Source organism: Paenibacillus pini JCM 16418, assembly GCF_000576305.1.
GTDB classification, from domain to species: Bacteria; Bacillota; Bacilli; order Paenibacillales; family Paenibacillaceae; genus Paenibacillus_AQ; species Paenibacillus_AQ pini.
Genome location: NZ_BAVZ01000001.1, coordinates 558,546 through 584,116 on the forward strand (window position 1 = coordinate 558,546; position 25,571 = coordinate 584,116).

Genomic DNA, 25,571 nt, shown 5'->3' on the forward strand with positions numbered 1-25,571 from the left:
GAGAGTGGTGTCTGTGAAGAAGTTGATAATATCCGCTATCACTGTTATCGCAATATTGTTTGGAATCTATACTATCGTAATCATGTACCCTAAGGAGATCAACTTAAATACACAGGGGATGAAGTACCAATTAGGAAATAACACAATTGAAAAGGTAGTCAATATTAAAATAAATGGAAAGATATATAGTAGTATTAATGGAAATAAAACCTTTAAAGGAACGATAGATGTAGAGGGAGAGAACCTGCCTGTACCCAGTGATCAAAGACAATTAATCATCAATCTTAGCGATAAGCTTCAGGGAGGAGTGATTAGCTATGCTGGTTATGATCAAGGTAAACCCTTTACTTACGCCTACGGAGGAATCTTTTTTAATAAAAATTTCAGTAAAGCAACTCTTTATGTATACAACAAGAATGATGCAAGTGGAGGTTGGAATGTTGATGATGGTTTAATGATTTCATTACCTGCATCCACCCGAAGTGAAGCGTTGGATATTTCAAATGAATTGATGAGGAATTCTCTAAACGGATATATTTTAAAATGATGAAGCAAGACAGAAGAACAAAAGAGTAGGAGATTCAGCAATGGAAGATTCTCTATGTGAAAGTATTATCATTAAAACATTAACATCTTTAAAGATAAGATTGAATAATAATGAAAAACAACAAATTGAGATGCAGCTAGCAGAGGGTTATTTAACTCAAGGAGTTTTTAAATTTTATCCTGGGGCTAGCGAAACTGAAATTGATGAGTTTTGTAAATATATCGGTTATGAGTTACCTAAGGACTATATTGAATTTCTTCAATTCTGTAATGGTTGCCAATTATTCAATCATCCAGAGTACGGAGGAGAATCATATTTATACAGTTTGGAAGAAATACAGCTATACGCACATGAGGAACCGTTAGATGGCTATATAAAAATAGGAAATGTTTATCAAGATCATATTGTATTCGATCTTAAGCGTTATCATCTTGGCGATATGAACTATGTATTGGTAAAAGGACATATTGATCGGTTCGATGAATGCAGAGAACTTAATATGAGCTTTGAAATATGGTTCGATCGCTTTATCGTATCCCAAGGTTCAAAGTATTGGACATGGCCAACGATTACAGCTACTAATTATAACTATTAGTAAATGAATAAAGTTTCTTAATAATCTGTAGAATTAAAATTCAAGAACTTTCATAGAAAAAATACGTAAAAGGTTTGAAAAGGTGATTTGTACTAGAAATGAGGATTGGGCTCTGTGATATAATATGGTAAAATCTTCAACTTAATAACGCAGAGACTATCCCACTTGTAGCGTCATCTTTCAGAGAGAGTATCTCTCAATAACCGTTGTTTCAGGAGTTCATAGATTATAAGAAATCCCAAGAGGAGGAAACAGAAATGAAGAAGAAGGTTGTTACGACTTTATGCGGTACCATGATACTTTTGGTGGGCATGGGCACAGGTGCTTTCGCGAGCTCGAATCTCCAAGAAATTAAAGCGTTTTTAAACGGAGATTTAAAAATCAGAGTGAACGGGGAAATTACCCCTCTCAAAGATGGCAATGGCAAAGCGGTGCTTCCTATTACTTATAAAGGAACTACGTATCTTCCGGTACGATCTGTTTCTGAGCTGCTGGATGTTCCGGTAAATTATGATGGGACACCCAAAGAGGTGATTATTGGCGAACAAAAGGCAGGAATTTCCGTGAAGCAGGAGGATTTTAACACTAGTCTGCATACCAAGGACCCTGCACTGACCAAATACGGCGGCAAGAATTATAAGGAAGTTCTGTACAGCGCACCAAATTCTAATATTAAATATACCGCGCTCAGCCCTAACGGTAAATATCAGAAGCTTGTTCTGCAATTCGCTGCAGTCGGCAAAGAAGTGGAGTCTCTTGAAATTAGGGATAATGACAAGAATGTGCTTCTTAAAAAAGTAGAGAAGATTTCGCCTAATAATGATCTCCGGACGATTGAGGTAGATATTTCTGGAGTAAAGAACATCGCAATAAATGTGACACAAGCTGTTGACGGCGGATTCATTATTCCCTTAGATACTTCAATTTACAAGTAAGATTAAGCAAATAAGCCCGCAATGCCCTTATGGGCGTGGTGGGCTTATTTTCAAGGAAAGGTGAAATTTGATGAGAGCACATGCCAGTAGCATCCTAGGTTTGTTAAAATCAGATTCGAATTTCATATCGAAATTTGTGCCTTACGGGGAGAAATAGATTTATTATTTACTATTCATTTCAATGGTTTCTTCTTTTCCATTCCAATTTATCTTTAATTTAACCGTATCATCTTCACTTTCATAATTTTTAGCAGGTGTATCAAATGTGATTTGGTATGGAGGGGTTAATTTCTTATCATTTCCTCCTGAAGCTGTTATTATGTTTCCTGAAAATTTATAAGTAAAGTTACTTATTGTCTTTTCTTTACCAATATATCTAATTATATAGTTTAAGTTCTTAGTATCAGAAGCATAAGTCATTTGACAGCTCCAGTTCACACTTTGTCCCTTCCAATTATGATTACTGCAGCCACTGAAAACGAATAGAAATAGTGTACTAAATACAATTATAATCAACTTATTTTTATTCATAATATCCTCCTAATCTAATATACAAAGACCCTGCTAGCACATATGCCAGGAGGGTCTTTGCCATATCATCACTTTGCGGGTTATTATAATTATATACAGGGTGGAATAAGTTGTAAATAATGTACCTTATCGTTATGGCGGTAAATAGAATCATCTATCGAATGAAATCCAATGAATTGAGGATGAGAAGATGAATGTGGATATTAAAAAACAACTTGAAGCAATGAATAAACGATTGATTGTATTGAATCATACAAATCATAAAACAAGAAATCGATTTACTCTTTTAGCTATAATCATGATAATCATTTTTCTAACATATTTTGCAGTCGGAATAATTGGTATGAACTTTAGTAAATTACCAGAGTTTTTCTGAATCAGAAGCAGGGAAATAAATAATTGATGAGCAAACGAAAAGAAAGGAAGGGCGATAATGAAAAGAACTTTAGTTATAAGTGACATACATGGCTGTTATGACGAATTTGTGGATTTACTAGATGATATGAAGTATCAAGCCAATGTAGATCAATTAATAATACTTGGGGACCTTGTAGACAAAGGACCTAAGAGTAAAGACGTTATCGAATTGGTTATTACATTATTTGAAGAAGGAAACGTTATCATTCTTCGTGGAAATCATGATCAAAGATTTATTGATGTTATGAGTCAAGAGGGACATAGCGAAGAGCGGAAGTTTTACGAGCATGGTGGCATACAAGCTTTGAATAGCTATCTTGAATTAACTTCTAGCTCCACGGAGGAAGAAAAATTGCGGCTTGCTAGAGAGATTATTAACAAAGAATATAAACATCACCTTACCTTTTTAGAAAGTCTTACATATTATTATGAAGATCAGAACCATATTTATGTGCACGCTGGACTAAATCCACTTTATGAGAATTGGAAGGAACAACCGCTAAGAGATTTTATGTATATTAAGGATCCTTTTATATATGAAAAAACGAAGGTTGATAAAAAAGTTATATTTGGTCATACAAAAACGAAGGATATTCATGGGACACCTGATATCTGGTTTGCGGATGATAAGATTGGAATTGATGGCGGATGCTCAAATGGAATGCAGCTAAATGGTTTGGAAATTAGCGATGATTTGAATTATAAACAATTTAAGGTTGATTCTAGGCAAAGCAAAGGATGATTTTATGAGCTTATATAGATTTATTGGATCTGAACAACCTTTACCAGAGGTTGGAATTGTTAAAATGAAAGTGAAAGATATCAAAACACTAAAAAACGTTCCACTGGGTCCTTGGGATGAAATGGACGATGACGTAGAGATATGGTATGGAGAGGAAGAAGAAGCCATAAATATTACATTATGTGCTTCTCCTCCTGATGGATTAGAAGAATATATAAACATGAAGTTCGTGTATTGGCTTGAATGTAGAATTCCAAAGGATATACAGCAAGTTTACCAATATATAGAAGAACAAGTGCCTGACGGAATCCTGATTGAGCTATGGTCTATATGCTTTGGAGAGGGAGTTCAGGAGATTACGAATATGCTATTTAAAAAGAATGAACTAACAGTTCGAGATCTGGAATTTCTGGATTATGAGAACTGTTGTATACGAATTGAATAAACGAATAAATTTGCAATACGAAGGGTGATTACCATCAAGCTACTGTTCATATGTAGTAGGAACAAATGGAGAAGCTTAACGGCTGAGAAAATATTTGAACAATACAACATTTATGATGTTAGATCGGCAGGAACTGAGGAAAATGCAAGGATTAAAGTAACCGCAGGACATATCGGTTGGTCAGATATCATTTTTGTAATGGAGAAAAAGCATACGCGTAGAATCAAAGAAAAGTTTGCGCAGGAAGTTAGTGGAAAGCGTCTGATATGTCTAGATATTCGGACTGATTTTCCTTCCTGGGAGGTAAACTTATGATCGTTATGGTTAATGGTGCGTTTGGTTCAGGCAAAACAACAACTGCGAACATGCTTCACTCTAGGATAGAGAATAGTATGATATTCGATCCTGAAGCGATAGGCTATATGCTTAGGCATATCATTACGGATGAAATTAAACTAGAAGATGAGCGCACAGATGATTTTCAGGATTTAGAGCTGTGGAGGATATTAGTCGTGAATACGGCAAGTGAGCTGAAGAAGAAATATAATAAGCATTTCATTGTACCGATGACACTATATAAACCACATAGTTTTGATTACATATATAATGGATTACAAAATATTGATCGAGATCTCCGTCACTTCTCTCTAATTACATCTGAAGCAACGATTGCAGAACGCTTACTCTCGCGAGGAGATCAAGAAAATAAATGGATTTTGGAGCAAAATAAAAAGTGTGCAGAAGCTTTACATAATGAGAAATTCGCAGAGCATATCAACACGGACCAACTTAGTACGGAAGAAATTGTTGATCTAATTTTGTTGAGAATTGGAGAATTTGCTTAAGGTGGTGGGTATATATGACCCGGGAAATATTTAATGACGTTATTCGTTCTGAGGAAGAGTTGAGGGCATTGTTTAGTGCTCCAAGCGAGCTCGTTAACAATAAATTGATCCAATACCTAGATAAGCATTGCCGTGATTTTATATCAAAAGCGCCCCTTATATTTATTGCCACCAGCGACTCATCAGGGCATTGTGATGTCTCCCCGCGTGGAGATGAGGCTGGGTTTGTCCTTGTTCTTGACGATAAGCATTTAGTAATCCCAGAACGCCCGGGAAACCGACGTTTTGATTCACTTCGAAACATTGTAGAGAATCCGCAGATCGGATTGATATTTATTATTCCAGGATTGGAAGAGACATTAAGAATTAATGGTCACGCATGCATCATTAAGGATAAAGAGATCATGACAATGATGGACACGCAAGGTAAAACGCCCGTGATCGGAATAGCCGTGGAAGTCGAAGAATGCTTTATTCATTGTGCGAAGGCATTTAAGAGATCACATCTATGGAATGAACAGTATTGGCCTTTAAAAGAATCATTGCCTCGGGCTGCCTTAATTATTAGTGAGCATGCTAACAAGTTAGGGAAAAGTGAAGAAGAAGTTGCATCTTCACTACAAGAAAGCTATGAGAAACGATTATATTAAGCAATATATTGCGCAGGAAGGTCTAGATCCATATTTCATTGTTCATGAGCTGTTTAAGTCACACCCGGGTAGATATGCGATTGGTCAATTATCGAATAACATGCCTGCGGTACAATTCTGGAGAAATATTTATGATTCTGGGAACATTGATTTTTATGAAAAAGAAGAATTAGATGAAGGACTCACATTGATTTATCAATTTTTTAAAGTTTAAGTGAATAGGAGGCAGCAGTCATAATGCTTAAATTAGGTTCCTTTATATTAGAACTGTTTCGCCTAAGTATTCTGTTTGTGCTGACCGTTTTGATTCTAGGAGGACTAGAAAAGTCTTTATATGAATTCATATTTGGACATCCCATAAATCATTGGAGCATGGCAGTGGGGAATATCATCGTATCCATCGTGTTATATCGAAATTATTATCAGTTCAGTGGCTGGTATAAATCAGATAAGAATAAGAAGCTGAGTCGGGGCATAACAAAAAGTTTAATGACCATAGCATATGTATTAGTACTCGTTCCTATGTGGAGTTGAATAACCGCATAGCGTATACAGAGGGAAAGACAGATTTCGTGAATCGTATTTTAAACAGAGCTTCGTTATCTTGCGGTTCTATTCGATGATCCTTACATGGAGGTTCTGCCACTGATATACTAATGGTAAGCGAATCACACACATAAGGAGATTATAGCTTGCATACCATGCTAACGAAGTTTTTTGAATATGGAGAAGAAGAAATTGAATATTTAAAAAGTGTCGATAGAACGCTGGGAGCAGCGATGGAGCGGATGGGTAGAGTGGAGCGTGTCATCATCCCTGATCTATTCGCTGCTCTTATGCATGCAATTGTGGGACAACTCATTTCTGCGAAAGCGACTCGTACGATTTGGGAACGAATGCAGAACCGATTCGGGGAAATCACTCCTCAGCATATAGCCAAGCAGTCCGCTGATGATATTCAAGCATGCGGGATGACGATGAGGAAAGCGGTGTGCATTCAGCATATTGCTGGGGCTATCACACAAGGTGCTTTTAATCTAGAAGAGTTACTTGAATTATCTGATGCCGATGTGATAAGAAGGCTAATAACATTAAACGGCATTGGTAAATGGACGGCTGAAATGATGCTAATTAATTCCATGGAGCGGCGTGACATTGTGAGTTGGGGCGATATTGCTATCCGGCGTGGAATGATGAAATTATATGGACTTCCTTCACTCACGAAGGAGCAGTTTGACGCGTATCGTCTCAGGTACTCACCTTGTGGTTCCGTTGCATCGATCTACTTGTGGGAAATTTCATTTGAATAAGAGGTAAAAAGCATGGAGAAAACGATTAGAGAACAGTTAATTGAAATAAGCGATCCAGCGTATCAGAAGCATGCGGCATCCCTAATTCCGAATATTAATAATGTCATGGGTGTGCGCTTACCCGAGCTGCGTAAGGTAGCCAAGGTCATTGCAAAAGGCGATTTCCGTACCTATCTTGAACAGGCAGATGGGGAATATTTTGAGGAAGTCATGCTCCAAGGTATGGTCCTTGGTTATGTCAAAACAGATATCGAGGAAATCCTCCGATATGTGGCGGATTTTGTGCCTAAAATTAATAATTGGTCGGTATGCGATAGCTTTTGTACTGGGCTAAAGTTTACCAAGACGAATATGGAGCGGGTATGGGACTTCATACAGCCGTATCTCTTGTCTCCAAACGAATATGATATCCGATTTGGTGTCGTCATGCTCCTTGATTTCTATGTTGAAGAGGAATACATTAGCCGAGTACTCGAGCTGCTGGACAAGATCAGTCATGAAGGATACTATGTCAAAATGGCGGTGGCATGGGCATTATCCATCTGCTTTGTGAAATTACCTGAGCCTACAGGTGCTTATTTTCTGAAAAACTCTTTAGACATATTCACCTACAATAAAGCGTTGCAGAAAATAACCGAGTCATTCCGCGTAGACGCCGAAACGAAGCAATGGATTCGCAGCTTGAAGCGTAAATAAATCAGGTTTATTATCCTTTAGATCTCAAATTTTTAGGGTTCAAATCCCTTTTGACTTATATATATTTGTTCCTCGTTAAAAACCTTCAACAAACGCTCATAGACAAGGCGGTAGGCGGAAGGACGATACCATTCTTCTAGTCCCTTCTCCTTATATAGAGCATCAATACCCAGCCTCTTCGTCCGTTTCCCTCCACTACCATCACCCATAAAGTAATCATCGATACACACACGGCTTACCACATCATGTAACTTTTCCGCGAATTCTTCACTACTCGGTAATACAGGTGCAATGGTTGCCTGTGTGGGGATACCCGCGTCTTTCAACAGCTGAAGCGTTTGTAGTCGGGCAGGGATCGGAGGGGCACTTGGTGTAAAATGTTTGCGGATGTCCTCGCGGTCGGTTTCTACGGTCATACTTACTCGTACTTTATCTCCAAGGCGTAACAGCAAATCAATATCTCTTCGTACAAAAGGGCTACGGGTCTGCACGAATAAGAAATCAGGTGGATATTCTACCATGACTTCAAGCAAAGAGCGCGTGACCATTTCCTTCTGTTCAATAGGTTGATATGGATCGGTGCTCGATGACATAAAGATAGTAACAGGCCCCTTGGCTTTGGCTTTCCGTAACTCTTTTTGAAAGATAACCGCAGCCTCCTGCTTAATATCAACCCAGGTTCCCCATTCCGCATTCCGAAATGTGTTAACTGGCATTTGGCGTACATAACAATAGGAGCAGCCGTATGAACAACCGGTGTAGGGATTTAGGGAGTGGGTGTATCCAGACAGATATCCAGTACCTTTATTCAGGAGTGTCTTTGGATTCGTGTACAAGTATTCCGGTCGCATATTCGTTCACCTCTATTTCGCATCATGAAAAATAATCCCTAAACTATACCTCGTTCCCGACGTAATTATGCTTATGCCATGGCGGAGTGTGTTCTTATAGTAACCACGTGTTCCAAGTACAGGACGATAATGGGTTGGGAAAATGAGTCCTTCCCCTTGTTCAAGGTTGATGACATGACCTTGACTCTGGCTCGCGGACGCTGTTCCACAAGTAGAAATTCTCCCCCGTTGTAATCTTCACCTTGTTGACTAAGAGCAAATACCACCTGAAACGGAAAGAATACCTTTCCATATATATCCTGATGTAGACAGTTATAACCACCCGCTTCATATTTCAATATTAACGGCGTTGAGCGGGTTTGTTTTTCTTCGTGGCAGGCATGAAGAAACTCTGTTAATGTGGCTGGATATTCCGCCTCACGTCTCAATTGTTCAAGCCAGCGATTAGCTGTTTTTGCTAGCTCAGGATATAGCCCTTCGCGTAGTTCTTGCAACAAAGATGGGAGAGGAGCATCATAATACTTATATTCTCCAATCCCGAAACGGTATCTGGCCATGTTGATTGTACTACGGAACTGCTCCTGTGAGTCGTATGTTCCAATGATTTCCCTGCAATCTATTGTTGATAAAAGTGGGGGGAGTTTGGCGTATCCGATTCTATCAAGTGATTGTTGAAGAGTACTCCAATCCAATTTACCCATGCTCTCAGCAAGCTGACTTGGCATATTACGAACCTCCTTTACGAACTCCGTCCTGCTCTAATTGAAGTAATCTTGTCTTCATGTCCATCCCACCACGATAGCCAGTTAACGCGCCACTCTTCCCAATTACTCGGTGACAAGGGACGGTAATGAGCACAGGATTTGCTCCAATGGCCGCACCAACTGCACGAACAGCGGCAGGTCTTTGAATATGCTCGGCAATATCTGAATACGACTTTGTTTCACCGTAAGGAATTTCGCAGAGTGCATTCCATACAACTTGTTGAAAAGCGGTACCAGGGAAGTCGAAGGGCACGGTAAAGTTCCTCCGTGTTCCCTGTAAATAATCAGTCAGCTCGACGGCATAAGGCTTCAGCCTCTCATCATCCTGAATGAGTACATGATTAGGGAAGCGGGCAGTTGACCATGCTACCAATTCTTCAAAGGGTTGATTCTGTGAACCAACATAACTAAGTCCGTTAGATGTCGCTGCGATATACATGTTCCAATCCTCATATGTGAATAATGTCCAATAGATCGCTGGATTCGCTTGATTTGTCATAAATTTAATAACTCTCCTTTGTCATCGTTTGATTGATTTTAGTGCTCGATTTGACGATAGCTTGAAGGTGTTTGACCCGTTCTTTTTTTGAATAAGGTAATAAAGTATGACGTGTTGGTCAGGCCAACATGTTTGCCAATCTCAGCAATAGATTCTTTCGTAGTCAGGAGCAATTCTTTAGCTCGATCCATTCTAATGTGCTGAATATATTCAAGCAGAGTGACTCCTTGAATTCTTTTGAAAGTCCGATGCAGGTGAAAGGGACTTCCATGAGATATATCTGCGAGTAGAGGCAACGTTAACTTTTTCATATAGTTGATATGTATATAATCGGTTACCATGGTAATCCACTCGTCATCCGGTAGGCGCTGGCCGGTTGGCTTACATCGTTTGCATGGACGGTATGAAGCAGACAGTGCTTGCTCAGCATGTTGAAATATAAGAATGTTTTCAATTTTAGGTGGCCTGGATTTACAGGACGGTCTGCAAAAAATACCCGTCGTTTGTACCGCGTAGAAAAATTGACCATCATAGGCGGCATCATTACGGATAACGGCTTGCCACTGTATCTCCGTTATGGTTCTGCTCATTTTCGTACACCTCCACGAGAACAGTATAACCTTAGAAAGGGTCATTTGTACGTATTCTTGAATGTAAAAGCAAGATAACGAAATTGCCAAAAAAATGTTAATTAACCCATTGACAGATAAAAGGGTCCGTGATAAGTTTATATCACATTTAATCAATCGGAATTATAAGTATTAATCAATTTCATACGTCGACCATACAAATGGAGATCCTGAAAGCATTACATCGGGAGTCTCCTTGTTTATTTTAAGAAGAAAAAGGGGGATATGAAGATGGGACATTCAACGATTTATCCGACAGGAGCAACAGTGTATAACGTGGACAAGGCATGGAGTGGGTACACTGTATTTGAAGCGGGTAACGATGGTGTATTATTGATCGATATGAACGGTAAAGAGGTGCATTTGTGGAAAGGTTTGATCGGTTTTCCCGCTAAGATATTACCTGGTGGATACGTGCTTGGAAGCACAGGTAGAAGAGATCCTAAATTCGGTATTCAAGATAATGTGGATTTAGTGCAGGTGGATTTTGAAGGCAACATTGTATGGAAATATAACAGTTATGAGTACATAGAAGACCCTGGCTATGAAGCACTATGGTATGCCCGCCAGCATCATGATTATCAGCGCGAAGGCAATCCAGTCGGCTATTATGCACCAGGTCTTGAACCTAAGGCAGACAGTGGCAACACGTTAATCCTTGCACATAAGAACCTGCGTAACCCTCAAATCTCAGATAAAATACTACTCGATGATACGATTATTGAAGTCGATTGGGAAGGGAACATCCTTTGGGAGTGGGCGCCTAATGATCATTTCAATGAGCTTGGATTCGATGAAGCGGCTAAGAATGTATTATTCCGTGATCCGAATACAAGGTCCTTCGGGAATCTAGGTGGAGGAGTCGGAGACTGGCTGCATATCAATTCGGCTTCCTATGTAGGACCTAATAAATTTTACGATGCTGGTGATGAACGATTCCATCCGGACAATATCATCTGGGATGCTCGGGAAGCGAATATTATCGCGATTACCGATAAAAGAACCGGAGCCATCGTCTGGAGACTCGGTCCTGACTACTCTTTACCAGAAGTAAAGCATATTGGCTGGATCATCGGTCAGCATCATGCGCATATCATACCGAAAGGGTTACCTGGAGAAGGAAATGTATTAGTGTTTGATAACGGTGGTTGGGGAGGCTATGGACTTCCGAATCCATCCTCTCCATTTGGACAAAAGAACGCTCTTCGCGATCACTCCAGAATTCTGGAGATTAATCCGGTAACGCTAGCTATCGAGTGGCAATATACCTCAGCAGAAGCGGGATTCTCCGTACCAACGGATTCTTACAAATTTTATAGTCCCTACATTAGTTCGGCACAGCGGCTACCTAACGGCAACACGTTAATTACGGAAGGCTCTAATGGGAGATTGTTTGAGGTAACAGCTCAGCATGAACTGGTCTGGGAGTATATTTCACCTTATACGGACAAAAGAAATACGAATATGGTTTATCGTTCATACCGAGTGCCATATGAATGGGTACCGCAACTTGAGAAGCCGATAGAAAAGGCCATCGCGGCTATCGATGTATCGGAGTTCAGAGTTCCCGGCGCAGCGCCTAAAGGATCGGATTCTATAGTAAATGTAGTAACAACACTGCCATTCACAGAAGCAGCAGCTTGTGTAATAACTACGGATGAGAACAATAGCCTTAAATCTGAATAATTAATTTCATATCTTGTCGACCATACCATTGGAGACTTCCTGAATGTAATTCATTTCGGAAGTTTCTTTGTTTATTTGAAGAGGAAGGAGGGAGCGTTCATGATCAATCGGACTGCGGCCGTAAGAACGACAAGGAGACCAGGTAAGCTCGCAAAACTGGGACTTGGATTGATTCTGCCAGGTAGTGTAGTCCTTCTGTGGCAGATACTTGGACAAAATGGAGTTATATCTGAATTGCTTTTTCCTACGCCACTTACGATAGCTGAATCTTTTATAACGCTGAGCGTTTCAGGTGACTTGTGGACTAATCTTAGAATTAGTGTTGTAAGGGCACTTTCTGGATTCTTGCTCGGTGGAGGATTGGGGTTATTGTTCGGAATTCTAGTTGGTTTATTTCGTAGATCAGAGAAAATGCTGGATCCCTCTCTACAAATGATCCGGATGATTCCGAGTCTAGCAGTTATACCACTGTTCATTTTATGGTTTGGTATCGGGGAGGAGTCCAAAGTATTACTTATTGCCAAAGGGGCTTTCTTCCCTCTCTATATCAATACGTTTGTGGGCATTCGTAGTGTGGACAATAAGCTCTTCGAAGTCGCTCGTGTACTAGAATTCAGCCGGATGAAGCAGATTGTAAAGTTGGTTCTTCCAGCGGCAGTTCCGAACATTATTCTCGGTGTCCGTTTGTCACTTGGATTATCTTGGCTAGGTCTAGTCGTCGCTGAACTGATCGCATCTACCTCAGGTATCGGGTACATGATGTCAGATGCGCGTCAGTTTGCAGATACCCCTGTCGTATTCGTAGGTATTATTGTGTTCGCAATAGCTGGACTGGTTAGTGATTCAATCGTTCGCCTAATTGAACGACGCCTATTGAGATGGAAAGACAGCTATCAGGGCTAGAAGGAGGAAAACTCATGAGCGATGGAATAGAGGCCATTATTAATACGAATACAGCAGTAAGGGAAGTAAGGAATAACATTGAGACAGCTCCTGTAGTTACCCCAACGGTCAAGAAAGCTTCGGTGCATACAGCGTGGAAATCGCTTCTATCTGATCTGGGTTTGGGCGCCGTTATTCCTGTAGTGACGATTGTTATTTGGCAGTTGGCAGGAAATAGCGGGCTGATTTCAGCAGAGTTTCTGCCAACGCCGCTAACGATATTGAATGCTTTAGTGGATCTCACCGTTAGCGGGGAGATCCTGCATCACTTGAGTGTCAGTATGGGTAGAGCCGGGATTGGCTTTCTCATTGGAGGCATACTGGGCTTGTTATTCGGACTATTAACAGGATTATTTCGTAGTGCGGAATATCTGGTAGACCCGAGCGTGCAGGTACTTCGTATCGTTCCCCATCTGGCGATTGCCCCATTAATCATCCTCTGGTTTGGCTTCGGTGAAGTATCCAAAATCGTTATCATTATTAGCGGATCTTTCTTTCCGCTCTATATTAATACCTTTATGGGTATTCGAAATGTTGAAAATAAATTATTTGAAGTGGCACGTGTGCTTGGATTCAGTCCTTATCAGAGATTACGTAAGCTGATTCTTCCAGCAGCGCTACCTAGTATTTTATTAGGATTAAGATTATCGCTAGCAGTGGCGTGGATTGGGCTTGTTGTCGCAGAGATGATTGGCTCTCAGTCTGGGATTGGATTTCTAATTAATGAAGCAAAGCAGAATACCAATACGCCTGTTATTTTTGTAGGTATTATTATATTCGCTATTGTCGGTAAGCTTATTGATTCTCTCTTCCGTATCATTGAGCGCAAATTCTTGTTCTGGCGAGATAGTTATCAGGGTTAGGCTAATAAATCTTAGGGGGTCAATGCACATGAGTGAAGTAGCACAAGTTGGGTCGCTCAACTTGACGACCGATGTTCTGGTTATTGGTGGTGGCCCAGCAGGCACATGGGCTGCTCTTACCGCAGCAGCGAAGGGTGTGAACGTTGTGCTTGCTGATAAAGGCTACTGCGGTTCTAGTGGAGCAACCGCTCCCTCTGGAACAGGCGTCTGGTATGTAAAGCCTGACGAGAAGCTACGAGAGGAAGCTAAAGCAAGCCGATTCTTGATGGGGGGACAGTTGGCTGAACATCGCTGGATGGACCGTGTCCTTGACCGTACCTATGAGAATATGAATAAGCTCGGAGTATTCGGATATCCGTTCCCTGTAGATGAGCAGGGTAACCCGCATCGCAGAGGTCTTCAAGGACCAGAATATATGAAATTGATGCGTAGGTTGATAAAGAAAGCCGGTGTCAGAATTTTGGATCATAGTCCGGCACTCGAATTACTTGCCGATGAGCATGGTGTAGCAGGTGCGGCGGGTGTACATAAACAGAGCGGTAAGACTTGGACCGTACAAGCGGGTTCCGTAGTCATCGCCACTGGCGGATGTGCTTTTCTGAGTAAGGCGCTTGGCTGTAATGTCTTAACGGGAGATGGTTATCTGTTCGCAGCCGAAGCAGGTGCAAGTCTGTCAGGTATGGAGTTTTCGAATGCTTATGCAATCTGTCCAACATTCTCTTCTGTTACCAAAACAGCGTTTTACAGTTACGCCAGTTTCTATCACGAAGATGGAAGTATTGTAGAAGGAGCAAGTTCGAAGAAGGGCCGTTCCGTCCTTGCACGTCATTTGCTCGAAGGACGACAAATGTTTGCTAAATTGGATGGCGCAGCTGAAGATTTAAGGCCCCTGCTCCGGGTAGCGCAAACGAATTTCTTCCTTCCATTTGATCGCTTAGGTATTGATCCATTCACCCAAGCATTTCCGGTAACTCTTCGTTTCGAAGGAACCGTTCGTGGAACCGGTGGTATTCATATTACAAATGAGAGCTGTGGAACAGCAGTTCCTGGCCTATATGCGGCAGGAGATGCGGCAACACGCGAGCTAATCTGTGGTGGTTTCACGGGTGGAGGCAGTCACAATGCTGCTTGGGCAATGTCATCAGGTTCTTTTGCTGGAGAAGGGGCTGCTGCGTACACACAAAGTCTCGGCCAATATGCGGCACGTCGTTCACCAGTAGGTTGTTCTTCTTCAACGCTAATTCGTCAGGAAATGAGGCCTGGTGCAGCAGCTAAAACTGAAGAATATATATCGGCAGTACAGGATGAAGTGAAGCCTTATCAGCTTAATTTGTTTCGGACTGAGCAAGGACTGACCTCGTCACTTAACCGTCTAGATGGTCTCTGGAAGGAGCAGCGGAACCGGGAAATTCAGCGCAGCCCAGAAGGAGTCAAAGCACGTGAGGCTGAGGCAATGACCGCAACAGCTCGTTGGATGTACCATTCTGCTCTTGCTCGTACAGAAACTAGGGGCATGCATAAACGTGAGGACTATCAAGTAACAGACAACAGTCAGCATCATCGTTTGATCAGTGGGGGTCTGGACAAGATATGGGTGAAGACAGAAGCCGTGAATAAGGAGCGTGTTCTGCTGTGATTGAATTCATCAGCGCTACGAAGTGCATCGAATGCAATCAATGTGTAACCGTGTGTCCAACGAATGTGTTCGAACGGGTGGATGATGGTATTCCTGTTATTGCAAGGCAAAGTGATTGCCAGACTTGCTTCATGTGTGAGCTTTATTGTCCTGTAGACGCAATTTATGTTGCACCGAGTCCAGATGGGTTAACGGGTGTGACTGAGGAAGAACTCACGAATCAAGGGCTGCTTGGCGGGTACCGAGAAAAGGTAGGATGGGGCAAGGGGAGAACATCGGTAGCGAGTCATGATTTTCATTATAAACTATCGGCTAGATCTATTTTTTAATCTATCAAACGTATAAAGAAATAGATATTAAGGGGAGATATAACTATGAAAAAGCTTTTCGGAAATCATAAACGAGGACGTAATAATAGGGCTCGAACGGTACTTTTTGTAAGTGTGATGATGCTTGTTATATTGGTTCTTCAGGCTTGCGGAAATAATGATGGAGCAGCGAAGTCAGGTGCGAAGAATACGGCAGAAGCTGCTGGTAACATTCCAGCGGTATTGAATTTTGGTTTTGTCGGTTCTAATAAACTAAATGTACCAGCAGGGGCAGAGGGTTGGGGATTTTACAAAGGCATCATTCAAGAGGAACTTAAAAAACATGGAATTACAGAAGTGAAGCTTACCAGTTTTCCGAATGGACCAGATCAGACAGAATCCCTCATTAGTGGACGACTGGATGTGGGTACGCTTGGTGATACCCCGGCTATCATTTCGTATGCTTCCGGAGCAAAAACACATCTGATTTCACAAACTTCAGCTAAAACAGTATCTTATTTAATTGGTAAAAAGAATGGTCCCAAAACAGTCAAGGATCTGCAAGGTAAAACCATTGCGATTCAAAAAGGCTCTCTCATGCATCGTTATGTCGTTGGGTTACTCCAAGAAGAGGGTGTAACTGACTATAAGCTTGTTCATATGTTAATTCCCGATGCTACTGCGGCTTTGGCACGTGGAGATATCGATGCAACGACGAATCTAGGAGTACCTGCTCTAAAGCTTATTGATCAAGGTTACACGCATTTAGATGATGCTTCTCAGCATCCTGATCTTCTGGGTTCTGGTGTAACGATTGTATCAGATGCCTACCTAGAGAAATTCCCTGATTTTGCAAAAGTATGGAATGAAGCTCGGGGGAAAGCATTAGCTGACCTGAAGCAGCATGAAGATGAGTACTATACATTTATGTCTAAAATTGGAGATACAACCCCTGAGCTGGCTAGAAAAGTGAGTCCAATCAGTGATATTAAAGAGTCAGCATTTAGTGATGATGGGCTAAAGCTGCTGGAAGGTACAAAGGATTTTTTAGTGAAAGAAAAGCTGGCAAAGAAAGATTTTAAAATTAGTGATTGGCAACTGAAATAGAAACTAGGTACAGGGGGAAGCAAAATGTCGCAGCAGAACAAGAAACTGACAGTAGATGTGCTCGTGCTTGGTGGTGGACCAGCTGGAGCATGGGCGGCATGGAGCGCAGCCTCAAAAGGAGCAAAGGTAGTACTGGCCGATAAGGGTTATGTCGGAACGAGCGGTGCGACAGCTCCGGGGGGGACAACACTCCTTGTTATTCCTCCCATTGCTGAGCTAAGGGAGCAGGCGGTTCAGTCTAGGCTTAAAGCAGGCGGATATTTATCGGAGAATGCTTGGATTCATCGAGTGCTGGATCAAGTGGAAGTAAATTTAGAGCAGGTAGAACATTGGGGATATCCTTTTCCCAAGGATGAGGATGGGCAATCACTGCGAACACATCTCCACGGACCGCAATACATGCAAATCATGAGGAAAGTCGTACTTAAAGCAGGTGTTAAGATATGGGATCAATCCCCAGCACTTGAGCTACTGCATGATGAACATGGTGTTGGAGGTGCGCGCGGCATAAACCGCTTAACAGGAGAGAAGTGGGAGGTCAAAGCCAATGCAGTCGTAATGGCTACTGGTGGCTGTGCTTTTCTCAGTAAAGGTTTGGGTTGTAATGTACTGACGGGTGAAGGACTGCTAATGTCTGCTGAGGTCGGTGCTGATATGTCAGGTATGGAATTTAGCCGTCAGTATGCACCTAGCTTTGCCGAAGGAAGCGTAACGCGCGGACGTATGCTAGCATGGGCTACTTTGTACGATGCCGAAGGTCAGCCGCTACTTAAAGGTGACCGCACCTTTGGTGGTATTCCTGAGCTTATGCTAAAAGGACCCGTCTACGCATCCATGGATCTGGCAGATACAGAGGAGAAGCGGGAATTTCTGCGCAGAGCTCATCCGATTTTCTTTATGCCATTGGAGCGATCAGGGATTGATCCATTTAAGGAGAAATTTCCACTCACGCTTCGGTATGAAGGAACGATGCGAGGCACAGGCGGACTACGCCTAATAGATCATGATTGTTCAACAACTGTTGCTGGCTTATACGCAGCTGGAGATGCAGCTTCGCGGGAAAAAGTGACCGGAGCAATCTCCGGCGGCGGAGCTTACAATGCCTCATGGGCCATGTGCAGCGGAAGCTGGGCAGGTGAAGGTGCTGCGCAGTACGCACAATCTCAGCCGAAGCAGGCGGATGGCCGAAACTTGGTTGCTGCGGGTCATCATGGGATGCCCGCGGGTTCTGCTTCTAGTGCACCGCTAGAGGTGAAGCCGCTGGTGAGTGCAATCCAACGTGAGATACTACCGCTGCACATTAATTATTTCCGCAGCGAACCGATCATTTCTGCAAGTTTAGATCGACTTAATGCACTAAAAGCTTATATAGATAGGCAGGCTCCGGCAACAGTGCAAGGTATTGTGCAGTCACGCGAGGCAGCAGCCATGCTAACTGTGGGTAGATGGATGTATACAGCGGCGCTCGCTCGCAAGGAAAGTCGAGGACTACAGAAGATGGTGGAATATCCAGAGCTGGACCCTCGTCAAACGTATCGGTTAATCGTATCCGGTGTTGATCATATAGGCATTAGTACCGAAAGTGTTCCCCACGCCCATGAACTGGATGTTCGGAAGGAGGGGCGGGCCGTATGATTGAACTGGTTAGTTCGGATCGATGCATTGGTTGTAATGTGTGCGTGAGGGTATGTCCAACCAATGTTTTTGATATGAAGGATAAGATCGCCGTAATCGCGCGTAAGGAAGACTGCCAGACTTGTTTCATGTGCGAGGCCTACTGTCCCGTAGATGCATTGTATGTTGCACCGCAGGCAGACTGGTCGGTCGAGGTTGATGAGGCGGAGCTGATCGCCTCTGGAATACTTGGCAGCTGGAGAGAAGAAATCGGATGGGGACAGCGTTCAGGTGATACGATGGCAGAGCGTGATACGACACCATTCTTTGAAGTATTTACGGAGCAATACCGAGGTAAATAAGAGGAAGACTTTCAAACCAATTTTCAAACCGGTTTGAAAGTTTTTTTGTTATAATACATGAAAATACATAATTTTACATTATATTTCGCTTGAGCTAAAGAGAGGAAGCGTTGAACAATGTTAATTAAGTTAAAGGAGCATGATTTAGATGCAGATCAGTTGGGGTGGTTATGCATCGCGCCAATCATAGATGCGATAAGAGGAAAGAATATGAAGATCAAATTAGATCAGTATTCCCGACTAAATCAAGGCAGAAGGCACTGCTAATGTTTTATGTCTTTCATAATCGAACGAATTCTATAGCTGAATTTTATTGGTTTGCCTCTTATTTTATTTGTGAGATGAAGGTATGGAATGAGATGAAAAGTGGGATGGGATTTTTCGGTGATATTGAAATGCTGCACATTTATGAAGAGTTAGAGAACCTTATCGTATTTAAAAATAAATTGCCCAATGGCCATTGGTTAGCAGCAAGTCCAGCGGATGTGGCGACAGATCAAAGTCTTATGAACTGCATGAATACATACAAACGCAGAGCTCCGTTTACGATTGAACAAATCAACAGGTTTATACAGAATAATCAAGACATGTTCTTTAAAATTGAATAGAAAATGGTGAGCTAAATTAAAGTGAAATTTGCACATTATATCGTACTCGTTATTTTTATATTATCAGTTATCATGATTCAAGTGACTCCTATGTATATTGGACTTTTACTAGCTTTGCTAATAGGAGTATATTCGGGTTTTGCCCCTCGTCAAAGTAGAGTGGTATGGTTAACGATTAGTATATTCATAGTAGGGTATTGGATAGCCACCTTCCTTAAGACAGATATTTTTATATCCTTGTTTGAGGTGAATCATGAAGCTATCGTTGTATTGTCGAGATTCAGTTTGCTAGGTTTCATCATCCTTTCGTTTTATTTCTTCGGGTGTCTTCACCGCAGACAAGTTACTTTGCAGTTGGAAACTTTCGGAATACCATCTACACCCCCTTGATATGGAAAGGAATTAAAGATCCGATATGGAGGTTCCTGCTCATTGTAGCAGTCGTAGTTGCCATATCCTTCAGTTTCGTTATTAATTTCGGACGTGAAGATTTGTATACGCTACTGATCTATGGGCTTATATTTGCCTTAGTAAATTCTATCTTAGAAGAAATTCTTTGGCGGGGTCTGATATTACCTCGATTCGTTGATTATGCTGGTGAGAAATTGGGGTTAATCGCTTCAAGTATAGGATTTGGATGCTATCATTATTCAATCGGGTTTCCATGGATCGTGTGTGCTTTGTTCTCTTTCTTCGGCATGCTCATGGGCGGTGTAGCGATTAGATCGAAAGGATTACTGCCCGTAATCTTGATGCATTTTGTTATGAACATAGCGTTTGCTTTGAGTGGGATGATTTTTAGTTGAGATACAACAAGATCAGGAATTGAACTGAAGTAGAATGAATAGGATGTATTTAAAAAACGGTCTCGAGCACCTCCCTAATTGATAGTGTCAGGGAATAGCTTGGGACCGTTTATATAAAAAAGCGCTATCCGTGTAAAACGGATAGCGCCTTTTATAAGTTTCACGTAAATTTATTGAGTGGGATTTTCTTCCTCGTCCTCGTCATACCATGGATTCAGATGAACCATAACATCTCCAACGAGATGCATTCGTTCTTTAATCGTTGATTTCACTTCGCGGCTGACATCATGACCTTGTTGAACCGTTAGGAGATTTGGCACGCTTACCTTCACATCGACGATAATGGCATTACCGAGCTCCCTTGCTCGTATGGTGTCCACGCGCTTTACATTGGGAACAGATAAAATGATGGAGTTTAATTGTTCCAGTTGTTCTGGCGTAATATTCTTGTCCATAAGAATATCAATGGATTCACGTCCCATCTTGAGACCAAGCCGGATGACGAGATATGAAACAATAATTCCAGCAACGCCGTCGCCATATTCTGTATAAGGAATGTCGAAATGCTCCCCTATAAGAGTAATACCGATACCAATTGAAGCGGCTAACGATGCATATACATCAGCAATATGGTCATAGGCAGTAGCAATTAAGCTACGGCTGTTTTCCGCTTTACCGACACGTATGCAATATATGTACAGCACTTGTTTCCAAATAAGCGATATAATCGCAGCGAAGAGGGCAATCAAGCTAGCCTCGGCAGCAGGTGCAAAAAATGATTCGATTGCTTTGTATACCATTAAGAGTGCAGCAGCAATCAGAATAATAGCGACAATTCCAGAAGCGATCGCTTCTGCTTTACCATGTCCATATGGATGATCCTCATCCGCAGGTTTCTTAGAGACTATGGTGGATGTGAGAGCCGCTATTGTTGCGACGACGTCCCCCGCATTATGAATACCATCGGCAACTAGAACGTTACTACTAAACATAATACCGACACCGATTTTTAAAACGGTTAGCAACACATTACTAATCAAGCTGATCCATACTGCAAAAAGTGATTTGTTAGCCACGTTGTCTCTCCTCAATTGAGTCTTCTTGCTTCCTAAATGCTAAAACGATCAGTTTAAGACCCTCTTTGCAGTTTCTCCTTATTTCCTAAAGTTAAAAGTACAACTTGAGAAAGGATAATGTATTCAGGCATTCTTCGCATGTAGACAGTAATAGACCACCTGCAAGTGATCTGAGGTGGCCATTCGTATATAAGATCATATTATAATTTACTTGATTTGTCCATTCCGAGCCGGGTTTACTTCGAATTGCTAAAAACTATAATCTCGTTTTAAAGGGTATTTTAATGGGCTTCTTCATCAATGGATACAGCCATCTTACACCGGCAGGAGTTAAAGTATCTGCGACAAGATGTGATAAATAGCCTACTGTGGCAACCAGCATGATACCTTCAATATTGAGCTGATCTTCTAAACCTGATCCAATCATAGACCATATTCCGACTGCCCAAATAGTATGAGTCATTCCTCGATGCTTCATCCAAGGAGCGACAGCAATGAATGAACCGAAGCCAATAAGCCATGTCATGGAATACTTCCATCCGGCAAAGGCAAGTCCAGCTCCAATGAGACTTACAAGTGCGTTACGGATGATGCCTTCCTTGGTGACGAGTCCGAGTAGAAATATAGATAGTGCTGCTGTTGAGAACTTGAAATCGATGGTATGGGACGTTACAAAAGAATAGATAAGAACTACAATCATAAGTAAACCTGACCAATACATAAGCTCTCTAAGCCATTTAGATACTTGACCAATTTTTGAATTTAGTAAGCTTTTGCCATCCAAATCGGCTGCTAAAGCCGAGAATGCTGAAATAGCAATGTATAGGCTTGCATTCTTTAAACTGAATGGATAGTGGGCAGCCGCAGCTGCTCCAAGCGCTACACCAATCATAAGATGTGTGGAACCTTTCATGAAATCCCCCTCTGACTGACTGTGATGAGTAAATCTAATTACAAATATGTAGAAAAAGCATTAAATACAAACGTATGTTTGCTTGAATATTATACACGTTTATGGGAGCAGGAAACAACCAAAACATGCCATTAATATTTATACCGCAGGTGTCTTGGATTTTGCGCTTTGTATAATGGTCTCAATCTTCCGTTCAATTGTTATTATTTTTTGCTTACCTGATTCCATTTGGCGCAGCTTACTAGTCACTTGACTAAGTGCATTATACGCAGCTGCTGCATCGTTGATCTTGATGGACTGGGTTACGTTCTTCCATAAAGGACTGAGACCTTTATTCAATGTTGAAACATTACTTTTCTCGGCCTTGATATGAATCTTCAGCGTATGAATGGAAGATAATTCGCTACGGATGCTCTTTTGTAATTGAGTTGTTTTGCTTCGGGTAGTTGAAAGGGCATTTTGCTTGGATCTTATATCCTCTCTTGCAAGCTGTACGGTAATTTTGGCAGCTTCAAGCTGGGTAGAGAGCAGGGAAGTAAGCTGTTTGTTTTTTAATTTTCGTGCAACGCTCAACTGGTTGCCCAGAGAGGTATACATGACAAACAGTGGTTTGTAGCGTTCCTGTGTTTGCTTAACTGCCGATGCAAGCTTGAGGAGCTGAGCAGCGTTGATCTGCTGAACCTGTTTGCGAACGGTGGTTAATGACTCCTCATTGCGATAATGCAATGTATTGAAACTTTGATCAGTCTGTTCAATCTGGGTCTGCAATTGAAGCAACTCATTATATAGTGAGTTAAACCGAGCTGCTCTTGAAGGATCTGAGGCTGTTGCCTTTGTGAGCGCAAATTTTTGAGCTTCTGATAGCTGTAATGTAGCAGCTTCCACGATAGTCGCTCCTTGGGTGGACATCAAAAGTGCAGCAAGTGTTACGACTACGACTGCTGCATTTAATCGAACGCTTTTCTTCATTTAAATTCCTCCTCATATGATATTCAAGGTTCGAATGTCTCCAGTAAACCAACATAAAAAAGCACCCGAAGATCAGGCCTACATAGCCTGTCTTACGGGTGCTTCTTCGTAAGGAATCGAACATTCATTTGTTAAGAATATATATAATATTCCTTAATATGTCAATATCAATAAATAACTTCGATATTATGTTTAGCGAGCTGCTCAAGCCATTCAGGTTCCGGTTTCTGATCGGTAATGAGATAGTCAACTCGATCCAAATCGAGGAGTTTAACGAAGGCTGTTTTATTAAACTTGCTGTGATCAGCTAGTAAAATAACCTTCTCAGCCTGACGCAGCATATATTTCTTTAGCTCACATTCCGGTTCATTCGAATCGGTAATGCCCTTATCCATCGATAGTCCTTTGCAGCCGATGACAACCGTATCTACATTATATTTTTGCACCGTATCTTGGGCAATTGGCCCTACCAATGACATCGAGCATGCACGAAGGGAGCCCCCCGTGGAAATCACTTGTATATTGGAGCTAGCAAAGTCATGAAGAATGTGAATCGAATTGGTAATGACCGTTAAATTACGCTTGGTACCAAGTATTTTCATGAATTCAAGTGCGGTTGAACTGGGATCAACCATAAGCGTATCCCCGTCTTGTATCAGCTCCATAGCTTTCATTGCAATACTTCGCTTTAGTTCGGGATGTATTGCATTCCGTGTTGAAAAGGGAAGATCCTCATTGGTATGTCGGTTCAGCATGGCCCCGCCGTAAGATCGTGTAACCACGCCTTCTTTCTCAAGCTTCTCTAAATCTCTGCGTATGGTTTCTTCCGTAACTTCAAAACATTTACTTAAATCCGAGACAAGTACACGTTTGTTCAGATGAAGCATGTCTATAATTTTCTGGCGCCGCTGGGCTGCTAACATGGTTATCACCTTTCTGTGAAAACAAGTTCAATCGTCTTTATCATATATGAAAATTCATATAAAATACATAAAACAAATAAAAACAACACAAAAAATCTTTGATATGTTGACTGCAAAAGAATACCGCAGTACGATGTGAGTGTAAAACAGATAAATCATATTACAGATATCTAAAGGAGAGGCTTACTGTGACCACTACAATGATGAACTTGAATCGCGTTGAACCGATGCTCGACGTACCTTTTATCCGGGAAATGGCTGAAATTACTTTTCATATGTGGAATCTTGGATGGGATGAGCGCAACGGGGGCAACATTAGTTACATTTTAGATGAGGCAGAGGTCGCTACTTATTTCAATATTAACCACGTGCTGCGAGTGCTTCCTTTAACCTTCCCAGTACGAGAATTAGCAGGGAAATATTTTATCGTAACGGGCTCTGGGAAATATTTTAAGAATGTCATTTCTGATCCCGAGACAAATTTAGGTATTGTGCGTGTGGACAGCGACGGCGAGAGCATCGAAGTTCTTTGGGGTTTTAAAAATAGAACCATACCAACAAGCGAGCTTGCTTCACATTTCATGAGTCATATTGAACGTCTTAAGGTTGATCCCAAACACCGCGTAGTCATGCATACGCATGCGACAAATGTAATTGCAATGACGTTTATTCATGAACTTGATGAGAAGAAGTTCACCAAGACCCTATGGGAAATGTGTACGGAGTGTATCGTTGTATTCCCTGATGGTGTTAGTGTGATTCCTTGGATGGTACCGGGTAGCAGTGAGATCGGAAGGGCGACGGCTAACAAAATGAAGGATCACCGTGTCGTGGTCTGGCCACAGCATGGTATCTTTGGTACGGGAACATCGATGGATGAAGCATTTGGACTCATTGAAACGGTGGAAAAGGCAGCACAGGTCTACATGCTAGTTGCCCATCATGATATGAAACAGAAGATTACCGATCAACAGCTTGCTGATCTTGCTAAAGCTTTTGGTGTAACACCTGTAGAAGGAATTTTATACACTTAAAATATAGTGCAATTGGCGGTATTGTTTATGAGAAGATTCAACATTTGCCACAATGGGTACAAATATATGGCATGCAGATGTTAGTTGGTAGTTTTATGATCGTTTTAGCCCTTAGTTTGGGGCGGCGTATATTACGTTAGTCATAATGAATTGATAGAACATATACAACTCTCTGTCCGCGCGTGGGCAGGGAGTTTTTTTAATGACTTTATTCATGTTATTATCATGCCAAAGGCTGAAGTGAAATCGCATACCTACTGAAGGAGGC

Annotated in this window: 32 protein-coding genes and 1 pseudogene; 24 read left to right on the top strand and 9 right to left on the bottom strand. The window is 41.6% G+C overall.

Features of this window, described 5'->3' with window-relative positions:
* Positions 1-13: 13 nt before the first annotated feature.
* The 3 genes from JCM16418_RS02625 to JCM16418_RS02635 all read left to right on the top strand — a co-directional run bounded on the left by JCM16418_RS02625 (position 14) and on the right by JCM16418_RS02635 (position 2,077).
* Complete coding sequence (locus JCM16418_RS02625; protein WP_036645791.1) at positions 14-547, top strand: hypothetical protein; 534 nt, start codon at positions 14-16, stop codon at positions 545-547.
* Between the two features lie 40 nt (positions 548-587).
* Positions 588-1,142 (top strand): SMI1/KNR4 family protein, encoded by a 555-nt coding sequence (locus JCM16418_RS02630; protein WP_036645794.1) that lies wholly within the window; start codon positions 588-590, stop codon positions 1,140-1,142.
* A 257-nt stretch (positions 1,143-1,399) separates the two neighbouring features.
* The gene (locus JCM16418_RS02635) at positions 1,400-2,077 is read left to right on the top strand and encodes a stalk domain-containing protein (RefSeq protein WP_036645797.1); all 678 of its coding nucleotides are present in this window, start codon (positions 1,400-1,402) and stop codon (positions 2,075-2,077) included.
* A gap of 162 nt (positions 2,078-2,239) precedes the next feature.
* Here the strand turns inward: JCM16418_RS02635 and JCM16418_RS02640 are convergent, their stop codons facing one another.
* Entirely contained in the window at positions 2,240-2,608 is a 369-nt protein-coding gene (locus JCM16418_RS02640) for a hypothetical protein (RefSeq protein ID WP_036645799.1), read from the bottom strand.
* A gap of 433 nt (positions 2,609-3,041) precedes the next feature.
* Here JCM16418_RS02640 and JCM16418_RS02650 point away from each other — a divergent pair, with 433 nt between their 5' ends.
* The 9 genes from JCM16418_RS02650 to JCM16418_RS02690 all read left to right on the top strand — a co-directional run bounded on the left by JCM16418_RS02650 (position 3,042) and on the right by JCM16418_RS02690 (position 7,713).
* On the top strand, positions 3,042-3,767 hold the full coding sequence (locus JCM16418_RS02650; protein ID WP_036645803.1) for a metallophosphoesterase family protein: 726 nt from the start codon (positions 3,042-3,044) through the stop codon (positions 3,765-3,767).
* Positions 3,742-4,212 carry a hypothetical protein gene (locus tag JCM16418_RS02655; protein WP_148298723.1) on the top strand — a complete coding sequence of 157 codons (471 nt, stop codon included), beginning with the start codon at positions 3,742-3,744 and terminating at the stop codon, positions 4,210-4,212. The genes JCM16418_RS02650 and JCM16418_RS02655 overlap by 26 nt, the downstream gene beginning before the upstream one ends.
* Before the next feature lie 33 nt (positions 4,213-4,245).
* Complete coding sequence (locus JCM16418_RS02660; protein WP_201769748.1) at positions 4,246-4,527, top strand: low molecular weight protein tyrosine phosphatase family protein; 282 nt, start codon at positions 4,246-4,248, stop codon at positions 4,525-4,527.
* A complete protein-coding gene (locus JCM16418_RS02665; RefSeq protein WP_036645807.1) occupies positions 4,524-5,057 on the top strand; it encodes an AAA family ATPase in 534 nt (177 codons plus the stop codon). The genes JCM16418_RS02660 and JCM16418_RS02665 overlap by 4 nt, the downstream gene beginning before the upstream one ends.
* Positions 5,058-5,071: 14 nt before the next feature.
* On the top strand, positions 5,072-5,707 hold the full coding sequence (locus JCM16418_RS02670; RefSeq protein ID WP_036645809.1) for a pyridoxamine 5'-phosphate oxidase family protein: 636 nt from the start codon (positions 5,072-5,074) through the stop codon (positions 5,705-5,707).
* Positions 5,688-5,921 (top strand): hypothetical protein, encoded by a 234-nt coding sequence (locus JCM16418_RS02675; RefSeq protein ID WP_036645811.1) that lies wholly within the window; start codon positions 5,688-5,690, stop codon positions 5,919-5,921. The genes JCM16418_RS02670 and JCM16418_RS02675 overlap by 20 nt, the downstream gene beginning before the upstream one ends.
* Positions 5,922-5,944: 23 nt before the next feature.
* Positions 5,945-6,241 (top strand): hypothetical protein, encoded by a 297-nt coding sequence (locus JCM16418_RS02680; protein WP_036645813.1) that lies wholly within the window; start codon positions 5,945-5,947, stop codon positions 6,239-6,241.
* Between the two features lie 158 nt (positions 6,242-6,399).
* Positions 6,400-7,017, top strand: a complete 618-nt coding sequence (locus JCM16418_RS02685) for a DNA-3-methyladenine glycosylase family protein (protein WP_036645814.1) — start codon at positions 6,400-6,402, stop codon at positions 7,015-7,017.
* A 12-nt stretch (positions 7,018-7,029) separates the two neighbouring features.
* On the top strand, positions 7,030-7,713 hold the full coding sequence (locus JCM16418_RS02690; RefSeq protein WP_036645816.1) for a DNA alkylation repair protein: 684 nt from the start codon (positions 7,030-7,032) through the stop codon (positions 7,711-7,713).
* 32 nt (positions 7,714-7,745) lie between these two features.
* Here the strand turns inward: JCM16418_RS02690 and JCM16418_RS02695 are convergent, their stop codons facing one another.
* The 4 genes and pseudogenes from JCM16418_RS02695 to JCM16418_RS02710 all read right to left on the bottom strand — a co-directional run bounded on the left by JCM16418_RS02695 (position 7,746) and on the right by JCM16418_RS02710 (position 10,417).
* The gene (locus tag JCM16418_RS02695; RefSeq protein WP_036645818.1) at positions 7,746-8,564 is read right to left on the bottom strand and encodes an SPL family radical SAM protein; all 819 of its coding nucleotides are present in this window, start codon (positions 8,562-8,564) and stop codon (positions 7,746-7,748) included.
* 12 nt (positions 8,565-8,576) lie between these two features.
* Positions 8,577-9,121, bottom strand: a pseudogene (locus tag JCM16418_RS02700) (2OG-Fe(II) oxygenase).
* Between the two features lie 169 nt (positions 9,122-9,290).
* The gene (locus JCM16418_RS02705; protein ID WP_036645821.1) at positions 9,291-9,827 is read right to left on the bottom strand and encodes a methylated-DNA--[protein]-cysteine S-methyltransferase; all 537 of its coding nucleotides are present in this window, start codon (positions 9,825-9,827) and stop codon (positions 9,291-9,293) included.
* Positions 9,828-9,865: 38 nt separating this feature from the next.
* Positions 9,866-10,417 carry a bifunctional transcriptional activator/DNA repair enzyme AdaA gene (locus JCM16418_RS02710; protein WP_052020003.1) on the bottom strand — a complete coding sequence of 184 codons (552 nt, stop codon included), beginning with the start codon at positions 10,415-10,417 and terminating at the stop codon, positions 9,866-9,868.
* A 270-nt stretch (positions 10,418-10,687) separates the two neighbouring features.
* On the opposite strand from JCM16418_RS02710, the gene JCM16418_RS02715 reads away from it, so the two are divergent.
* The 11 genes from JCM16418_RS02715 (at position 10,688) to JCM16418_RS02760 (ending at position 20,388) form a co-directional block, all read left to right on the top strand.
* Entirely contained in the window at positions 10,688-12,142 is a 1,455-nt protein-coding gene (locus tag JCM16418_RS02715) for an aryl-sulfate sulfotransferase (RefSeq protein ID WP_036645823.1), read from the top strand.
* Between the two features lie 99 nt (positions 12,143-12,241).
* Positions 12,242-13,045: an ABC transporter permease gene (locus JCM16418_RS02720; protein ID WP_081765298.1), complete on the top strand. Its 804-nt coding sequence runs from the start codon at positions 12,242-12,244 to the stop codon at positions 13,043-13,045.
* Between the two features lie 14 nt (positions 13,046-13,059).
* Positions 13,060-13,947, top strand: a complete 888-nt coding sequence (locus JCM16418_RS02725; protein WP_036645828.1) for an ABC transporter permease — start codon at positions 13,060-13,062, stop codon at positions 13,945-13,947.
* Between the two features lie 28 nt (positions 13,948-13,975).
* Positions 13,976-15,583 (top strand): FAD-dependent oxidoreductase, encoded by a 1,608-nt coding sequence (locus tag JCM16418_RS02730; RefSeq protein ID WP_036645830.1) that lies wholly within the window; start codon positions 13,976-13,978, stop codon positions 15,581-15,583.
* Complete coding sequence (locus JCM16418_RS02735; protein ID WP_036645832.1) at positions 15,580-15,912, top strand: 4Fe-4S dicluster domain-containing protein; 333 nt, start codon at positions 15,580-15,582, stop codon at positions 15,910-15,912. The genes JCM16418_RS02730 and JCM16418_RS02735 overlap by 4 nt, the downstream gene beginning before the upstream one ends.
* Positions 15,913-15,957: 45 nt before the next feature.
* On the top strand, positions 15,958-16,998 hold the full coding sequence (locus JCM16418_RS02740; protein WP_036645834.1) for an ABC transporter substrate-binding protein: 1,041 nt from the start codon (positions 15,958-15,960) through the stop codon (positions 16,996-16,998).
* 24 nt (positions 16,999-17,022) lie between these two features.
* Positions 17,023-18,633 carry an FAD-dependent oxidoreductase gene (locus JCM16418_RS02745; RefSeq protein ID WP_036645836.1) on the top strand — a complete coding sequence of 537 codons (1,611 nt, stop codon included), beginning with the start codon at positions 17,023-17,025 and terminating at the stop codon, positions 18,631-18,633.
* On the top strand, positions 18,630-18,974 hold the full coding sequence (locus JCM16418_RS02750) for a 4Fe-4S dicluster domain-containing protein (protein ID WP_036645839.1): 345 nt from the start codon (positions 18,630-18,632) through the stop codon (positions 18,972-18,974). Before JCM16418_RS02745 ends, JCM16418_RS02750 begins: the two co-directional genes overlap by 4 nt.
* 117 nt (positions 18,975-19,091) lie before the next feature.
* Positions 19,092-19,241, top strand: coding sequence for a hypothetical protein (locus JCM16418_RS24855; protein WP_156327204.1), 150 nt, complete (start codon positions 19,092-19,094; stop codon positions 19,239-19,241).
* 74 nt (positions 19,242-19,315) lie between these two features.
* The gene (locus JCM16418_RS02755; protein ID WP_148298724.1) at positions 19,316-19,582 is read left to right on the top strand and encodes a hypothetical protein; all 267 of its coding nucleotides are present in this window, start codon (positions 19,316-19,318) and stop codon (positions 19,580-19,582) included.
* A 386-nt stretch (positions 19,583-19,968) separates the two neighbouring features.
* Positions 19,969-20,388, top strand: coding sequence for a CPBP family intramembrane glutamic endopeptidase (locus JCM16418_RS02760; RefSeq protein ID WP_052020006.1), 420 nt, complete (start codon positions 19,969-19,971; stop codon positions 20,386-20,388).
* Positions 20,389-20,558: 170 nt separating this feature from the next.
* On the opposite strand, the gene JCM16418_RS02765 is transcribed toward JCM16418_RS02760, so the two are convergent.
* From JCM16418_RS02765 to JCM16418_RS02780, 4 genes are all read right to left on the bottom strand, one after another.
* Positions 20,559-21,464, bottom strand: a complete 906-nt coding sequence (locus JCM16418_RS02765) for a cation diffusion facilitator family transporter (protein WP_242403689.1) — start codon at positions 21,462-21,464, stop codon at positions 20,559-20,561.
* A gap of 256 nt (positions 21,465-21,720) precedes the next feature.
* A complete protein-coding gene (locus tag JCM16418_RS02770; RefSeq protein WP_036645845.1) occupies positions 21,721-22,377 on the bottom strand; it encodes a metal-dependent hydrolase in 657 nt (218 codons plus the stop codon).
* Between the two features lie 138 nt (positions 22,378-22,515).
* Entirely contained in the window at positions 22,516-23,346 is an 831-nt protein-coding gene (locus tag JCM16418_RS02775; protein WP_036645847.1) for a hypothetical protein, read from the bottom strand.
* A 167-nt stretch (positions 23,347-23,513) separates the two neighbouring features.
* Positions 23,514-24,269: a DeoR/GlpR family DNA-binding transcription regulator gene (locus JCM16418_RS02780; RefSeq protein ID WP_036645848.1), complete on the bottom strand. Its 756-nt coding sequence runs from the start codon at positions 24,267-24,269 to the stop codon at positions 23,514-23,516.
* 200 nt (positions 24,270-24,469) lie between these two features.
* Between JCM16418_RS02780 and rhaD the strand changes: the two genes are divergently transcribed.
* Complete coding sequence (rhaD, locus tag JCM16418_RS02785) at positions 24,470-25,303, top strand: rhamnulose-1-phosphate aldolase (RefSeq protein ID WP_148298733.1); 834 nt, start codon at positions 24,470-24,472, stop codon at positions 25,301-25,303.
* The last annotated feature ends 268 nt before the right edge of the window (positions 25,304-25,571 follow it).

What these genes read in the sequence shown, in the direction of transcription:
- JCM16418_RS02630 (WP_036645794.1), top strand. Translation starts at nt 588, where the DNA reads ATGGAAGATTCTCTATGTGAAAGTATTATCATTAAAACATTAACATCT.
- JCM16418_RS02635 (WP_036645797.1), top strand. Translation starts at nt 1,400, where the DNA reads ATGAAGAAGAAGGTTGTTACGACTTTATGCGGTACCATGATACTTTTG.
- JCM16418_RS02640 (WP_036645799.1), bottom strand. Translation starts at nt 2,608, where the DNA reads ATGAATAAAAATAAGTTGATTATAATTGTATTTAGTACACTATTTCTA.
- JCM16418_RS02650 (WP_036645803.1), top strand. Translation starts at nt 3,042, where the DNA reads ATGAAAAGAACTTTAGTTATAAGTGACATACATGGCTGTTATGACGAA.
- JCM16418_RS02665 (WP_036645807.1), top strand. Translation starts at nt 4,524, where the DNA reads ATGATCGTTATGGTTAATGGTGCGTTTGGTTCAGGCAAAACAACAACT.
- JCM16418_RS02670 (WP_036645809.1), top strand. Translation starts at nt 5,072, where the DNA reads ATGACCCGGGAAATATTTAATGACGTTATTCGTTCTGAGGAAGAGTTG.
- JCM16418_RS02675 (WP_036645811.1), top strand. Translation starts at nt 5,688, where the DNA reads ATGAGAAACGATTATATTAAGCAATATATTGCGCAGGAAGGTCTAGAT.
- JCM16418_RS02680 (WP_036645813.1), top strand. Translation starts at nt 5,945, where the DNA reads ATGCTTAAATTAGGTTCCTTTATATTAGAACTGTTTCGCCTAAGTATT.
- JCM16418_RS02690 (WP_036645816.1), top strand. Translation starts at nt 7,030, where the DNA reads ATGGAGAAAACGATTAGAGAACAGTTAATTGAAATAAGCGATCCAGCG.
- JCM16418_RS02695 (WP_036645818.1), bottom strand. Translation starts at nt 8,564, where the DNA reads ATGCGACCGGAATACTTGTACACGAATCCAAAGACACTCCTGAATAAA.
- JCM16418_RS02705 (WP_036645821.1), bottom strand. Translation starts at nt 9,827, where the DNA reads ATGACAAATCAAGCGAATCCAGCGATCTATTGGACATTATTCACATAT.
- JCM16418_RS02710 (WP_052020003.1), bottom strand. Translation starts at nt 10,417, where the DNA reads ATGAGCAGAACCATAACGGAGATACAGTGGCAAGCCGTTATCCGTAAT.
- JCM16418_RS02715 (WP_036645823.1), top strand. Translation starts at nt 10,688, where the DNA reads ATGGGACATTCAACGATTTATCCGACAGGAGCAACAGTGTATAACGTG.
- JCM16418_RS02720 (WP_081765298.1), top strand. Translation starts at nt 12,242, where the DNA reads ATGATCAATCGGACTGCGGCCGTAAGAACGACAAGGAGACCAGGTAAG.
- JCM16418_RS02725 (WP_036645828.1), top strand. Translation starts at nt 13,060, where the DNA reads ATGAGCGATGGAATAGAGGCCATTATTAATACGAATACAGCAGTAAGG.
- JCM16418_RS02730 (WP_036645830.1), top strand. Translation starts at nt 13,976, where the DNA reads ATGAGTGAAGTAGCACAAGTTGGGTCGCTCAACTTGACGACCGATGTT.
- JCM16418_RS02740 (WP_036645834.1), top strand. Translation starts at nt 15,958, where the DNA reads ATGAAAAAGCTTTTCGGAAATCATAAACGAGGACGTAATAATAGGGCT.
- JCM16418_RS02745 (WP_036645836.1), top strand. Translation starts at nt 17,023, where the DNA reads ATGTCGCAGCAGAACAAGAAACTGACAGTAGATGTGCTCGTGCTTGGT.
- JCM16418_RS02750 (WP_036645839.1), top strand. Translation starts at nt 18,630, where the DNA reads ATGATTGAACTGGTTAGTTCGGATCGATGCATTGGTTGTAATGTGTGC.
- JCM16418_RS24855 (WP_156327204.1), top strand. Translation starts at nt 19,092, where the DNA reads ATGTTAATTAAGTTAAAGGAGCATGATTTAGATGCAGATCAGTTGGGG.
- JCM16418_RS02755 (WP_148298724.1), top strand. Translation starts at nt 19,316, where the DNA reads ATGAAGGTATGGAATGAGATGAAAAGTGGGATGGGATTTTTCGGTGAT.
- JCM16418_RS02770 (WP_036645845.1), bottom strand. Translation starts at nt 22,377, where the DNA reads ATGAAAGGTTCCACACATCTTATGATTGGTGTAGCGCTTGGAGCAGCT.
- JCM16418_RS02775 (WP_036645847.1), bottom strand. Translation starts at nt 23,346, where the DNA reads ATGAAGAAAAGCGTTCGATTAAATGCAGCAGTCGTAGTCGTAACACTT.
- JCM16418_RS02780 (WP_036645848.1), bottom strand. Translation starts at nt 24,269, where the DNA reads ATGTTAGCAGCCCAGCGGCGCCAGAAAATTATAGACATGCTTCATCTG.
- rhaD (WP_148298733.1), top strand. Translation starts at nt 24,470, where the DNA reads ATGATGAACTTGAATCGCGTTGAACCGATGCTCGACGTACCTTTTATC.